The 4,752-nt window shown below is 57.3% G+C and carries 4 protein-coding genes; all 4 read right to left on the reverse strand.

Translation table 11 applies throughout. The features are described from left to right. Positions 1–96 precede the first annotated feature (96 nt). Entirely contained in the window at positions 97–1,020 is a 924-nt protein-coding gene (locus tag BP737_RS09065; RefSeq protein WP_292405839.1) for a hypothetical protein, read from the reverse strand. Between the two features lie 755 nt (positions 1,021–1,775). After that, complete coding sequence (locus BP737_RS09070; protein ID WP_342686139.1) at positions 1,776–2,774, reverse strand: hypothetical protein; 999 nt, start codon at positions 2,772–2,774, stop codon at positions 1,776–1,778. 299 nt (positions 2,775–3,073) lie between these two features. Further along, positions 3,074–3,685 (reverse strand): hypothetical protein, encoded by a 612-nt coding sequence (locus BP737_RS09075; protein WP_292405845.1) that lies wholly within the window; start codon positions 3,683–3,685, stop codon positions 3,074–3,076. A gap of 455 nt (positions 3,686–4,140) precedes the next feature. Next, positions 4,141–4,752, reverse strand: a 612-nt coding sequence (locus tag BP737_RS09080) for an ABC transporter permease subunit (protein ID WP_342686140.1), incomplete at its 5' end; no start/stop codon positions are given.

A 4,752-nucleotide genomic window follows, 5' to 3' on the forward strand; every position in this document is an offset into this window, starting at 1 on the left:
GATGTGGGTGGAGATCCGGAAAAATAATCGGTAGTGGCCGCGTCAACCGGCCAGTGCGAATAAGGACGTCTTTTGAACCGTCAACCTTCACACGGATTAAATTGCAACCCTGTGCCCCGCAAGGGGCCCCCGTTGCAAGCCCCCTCCGATAGGAGGGGGTAGTTGCCGCTTCTGGATCGGTTCCGGGAGGTCCTCGAAGGCCTCGTTGCAAGCCCCCTCCGATAGGAGGGGGTAGTTGCCTGCTGTGGTTACTCCTCCATTGTAGAGGATGGATTTACCGTTTTGAGGTTCAATCTGAGGGCCCAGGACCAGTTCCGGCGGAGAGGTGAACACCGTGAACTTCACCGGGATGCTCTCGATCCCCATCTCCTTTGCCCGCTCGTCGAGCATCGCATACACGGTTTCTATCGAGCAGACGTTCTCCGGCGGCGGCGGGCCGTTCCAGATGCCCACCCGGAGATACCCGTCGATATCGTAGCCGAAACCGATCAGGGACCCATGAGGATAGAGATAGTGGTCCCGTATCAGGTCTCCCATGGCGTCGGTGAAGTTTTCCAGGTCCGGATACGACGCGCTTCTTCCTCCTTTCGAGAAGGGGAGTCCTCCGAGTGTGAGGCTGACGGGCTCCTGCTTGTTCAGATTGACCTTCAGGAGTTCGACGATATTTTCCGTGGGTACGGGAGCAGGTTGTGGAGAGGTCTCCGAACCATCCCCGACTTTAACGGAGCGGTATTTATGTAACTGATTGAGCATCTCGGAGAGTTCCTTGCTCCTGCTTTCATTCATGCCGTCAAGGTAGGTTACTCTCGGCATTGTTTCGATCATCCGGGAGATTTCTCTGTCACTTAATCGATCTCCCCGATCGTCAAAAAGAAAAGGACTCCGCTCCAGTTCTACGCTCCTGCTTACCGGATCGCCCTGGCTGTTTTCATCCGCACTCACCGCCGGCACACAGATCGCGCCGACGACCAGCAGCGCCGCGAGAACGACGCCGATTTCGGAAAGAATTTTTGGTTTCATGGTTTCATTCCTCCTTTCATGCGTACCCGGAGGGACCACGGAACCGTAACGGCTATCCCCTATGGAAGCCAACAACCCTGTTGTCCTCCGGGCACGCTGTGGGAGTCCGGGTGCAGTCCCCACGACCGGGCCGGGCTCCCGCGGGATACCGCATGCGGCTTCCCTGATCGAGACGTCGGCGTTCCCACCCATAACGTTTCTGTCCATTACCTAGAACTGTCGCGGCGCTACCCGGGCCGTCGCATCTCCCGATCCGCACGTGACCGGGCAATTCGCCAGCAGTATAGCCGATCTCCGGTCGAAATACACCATGGACTCCGATTCGCGGATCTGAGAACGGGTTCGATAAGATTCCTGCATACCTTCCCCGGATATCGAAACCCGGGAATATCGTCGGCCCGCACCCGGGCGCAGCCCTCAAGATGGCGGGAAGTGCGCGTGGAGAGGCCGTCACCGGATGTCCGTCCGCATGAACCGCACGTATGCGGCGGAGGAGAAGACGATGGAATAGAGGATCAGCGCTACCACGTTCGCCCTATCCTGCCGGGCGTATCTGGGTCGCCCCGGGGGAGACGTGAATCCTCGGGATCAAGTCGTTGACGCCACCCACAGCGGGAAAAAGGTTTGTGGCGTTCACGATTTACGCATGGGCGCCGACCGGCGAGCTTCCTCACGGGGTCCCGGTGTCAATCGACCAGATCCTGACGATCTTTCTGTGCCTCAACCTGTCCCCGGTTCCCCCAACGTTTGCTCTCTCACATCCATCCTGCCTCCTCCCTCGCCATCCTGAGTGCATAATCGACCGGACTCCATTGTATCAGAACTGTCCTGTTGTGCATCGTGGTGCCGTTCAGCGCCTCGTTTTCGGGGGTGAGATTGCGCACCCACACATCGATCTGTGTGGGCGAGGTCGCGAAACTTGATATCTGCAATTCGGGATGGTCCTTCTGGAATCGGAGTAGTTCAGCCACAACCTGCTCCCTTTCTTTCTCATACGCTCTCTCATCCTCGAGATTATGAACGACTGTAAAGGTCCAGCCGGCGACCTGCTTGCCCTGAACGGCATCCACGTCGTTCCTCTTCGGTACGAAGAAAACAGAGATAGTAGCCTGTTTGTTCTGGGGATCAAACTCCCATTTTCGTATGCTCCCTATATCCGCGGATTGCACGATGTTTTCCATTTCCTCTTTCACTTCATCCGGCAACTCGTCCGCCGTCATATTCGCCGCATCCAGCGCTTGCCTCACGTCCTCCCGAATATGATGTTCCTGAACGACGTTAAAGGTCCAGCCGGCGATCTCTCTGCCCTGAACGGCCTGCACCTCTTGTTCATGCTTTGCATCCCGGGAAAAGTACGTATAGACGATGACCCGGTTGTTCTGGGGATCAAGCTCCCACTTTCGTACGCCTCCAATCTGCACGGTTTTTCCCATTTCCTCTTTCACTTCGTCCGGCAACTCATCCAGCGTCATATTCGCCGCATCCAGCGCCCGCCTCACGAATGAGGGCACATAGGGTTCCCAGATAATGGTAAAGGTCCAATCGCCGACCCGCCTGCCCTGAACAACACTCAACTCTTTTTCATGCTCTTCATTCAGGGCGGGGGACGCATAGATGACGACCTGCTTGTTCTGGGGGTCGAACTCCCACGTTCGGATAATATCTTCGAATTGCACGGTGTTTTTCAGTTCTTCGGTTACGTCGCCGGGCAACTCCTCCGGCGTCATATTCGCCTCTTTCAGCACTCGCTCCACGGTTTGCGACTTATACCAGGATGCATAGATCTCCTGGGCACGCTCCCAGACCTCTTTCGATGTCATGTTTTTAACCTCCGGTACTTCTTCAGATCCCTCGTTCGGCGTTTCATTCCGGCTTATATTCCCGGGCGGGTTCGACTCTGTCGGCGACCCTTCCGGCGTCACGTTCCCGATCTCCGGACGGGTGTCCCCGTCCGGAAGGTGCACTGCCACGATCAGCGCTCCTGCGCAACAGACGACTCCGATTGCGACAACAGCGGCGATGATTCGTGCAACGGGCTTTGTCATTCTTCCTCTCACTCTGAGGTGATGGTGCCGTTTTCACCAATCAGAAATACCGCTTTAGGGGACCCTGGCTTATAGTCCGGAACGGCACAGGTCATCACTCCGGTTATCTCGTAGATCGTCACCTTCGTATCCTCGGTTTTTGTCCCGTAGGGCATCTGCCAGTTCCCGGGCCTGATATCCAGGTTGCCAAACTGGTAGAACTTCCAGCTGGAGAACTCATCCGCATTGCCTCCCAAAAACTCGGCGCAGACCGCATGGCTGAAATTCTGGCTGGCATTCTTGACAAACGTCAGGTAGAAGTCCAGGTCGAAGGTCCCCTCGATGTAGCAGTGCTCGGGGCAACCTTCCCTCTCCATCCAGTAGCAGCCTGCCAATGTCTGGATATACGCGAGGCATTTTCGGGTCCGGGCATACCGCATCATCACGTTCTCCTGGCATTCGGCGCTGTACCAGGACCCCGAACCGCCCCCGCAGTCGGGAAGCCCGTGGCGGTAACGCCCGATCATGAAGGGCAGATACGCGCCTGCCGACGAGTGGCAGTCCCCATCCCCCGGGACGTGCCGGTGAACGGCAGAGATTTGAGTATCGCCCCGATATGGCGGCTCTTTTTTCTGTGTCATTTTTTGTTCCTCCGGTTTTTCGGAAAAGTGCCCGGGGGAACTCCAGACCACAACGGTTATTCCTGATGGAAGCCAACGGCCTTAGTGCCCTCCGGGCACGTTGTGGGAGTCCGGCGACAGTCTGCACAACCGAGCCGGACTCCCGCGGGATACTGCATGCAGTATCACCGATCGAGACGTCAACGTTCCTCCATATATCTTTTCTGTGACAAACATCGAACTGTCGCGGCGGTACCCGGGTCGTCGAATTCTCTTGATCCACCCTGGTTGTTCCATCCCCCGGCAGTACCGCTGATATCCAGTGGAAATATACCCTGATCCCCGGATCGCGGGTATGAGCGCGTACCCCGGCAAGATCTCTGCATTCTCTCCCTGGATATCGAAACTCGGCGGAATGATCGGCACGCCCCCGGCACGGCTTCTCCCTGGGATGAAAAGTGCGCGCGAAGAGGGCGTCACCGGATATCCATCCGCATGAACTTCACGTATGCAGCGGCGAAGAAGACCGACGGGAAGACGATCAACGCCGCGAAATTTCGCCAGATCCGGTCTGTCGCATCCTCCGGCGGCAAATTTGAAGGATAAAATACCGTCGAGGCCACGGTGTTATAAGATATCAGCGGGGAGAAGAGGTAGACCGTATCGGCGACTAATTGCCGTTTGCTCTGGTAAATCTCCAGTTCCGCGGCGTACCGATCGTACTCTTCCTCGTATGCCTTATCGTACGACAGGTGGGTCACCCCGGCCGAATCCGTCCATGCAGGCATTTCCGGTCTCTCCGGTATGTCTCCGGCAACCGCGCCCGCAAGAACCGCCCCGAACATCTGCAGCAGATAAGAGAGGGCGAAGAAGAGGGTCAGACCGTAGACCACGGCATGCCCGCTCTCTTTCACGCCGACCGAGAGCGCGAGGGCGAGGACGAAGAACGCAAGCATGAAGAGGAACGAGGCGAGCCCGAAGATCAGGACGGTGACGACCTCGTCCGCCGTCGGCACGATCGAGAAGACGAGGAGGACGGCGAAGGTGAGCGCAAACGCGACGGCCAGAGCGACCCCGAGAGCGGCCAT

This window comes from Methanoculleus sp. UBA291 (assembly GCF_002499755.1).
GTDB classification, from domain to species: domain Archaea; phylum Halobacteriota; class Methanomicrobia; order Methanomicrobiales; family Methanoculleaceae; genus Methanoculleus; species Methanoculleus palmolei.

What these genes read in the sequence shown, in the direction of transcription:
- BP737_RS09065 (WP_292405839.1), bottom strand. Translation starts at nt 1,020, where the DNA reads ATGAAACCAAAAATTCTTTCCGAAATCGGCGTCGTTCTCGCGGCGCTG.
- BP737_RS09075 (WP_292405845.1), bottom strand. Translation starts at nt 3,685, where the DNA reads ATGACACAGAAAAAAGAGCCGCCATATCGGGGCGATACTCAAATCTCT.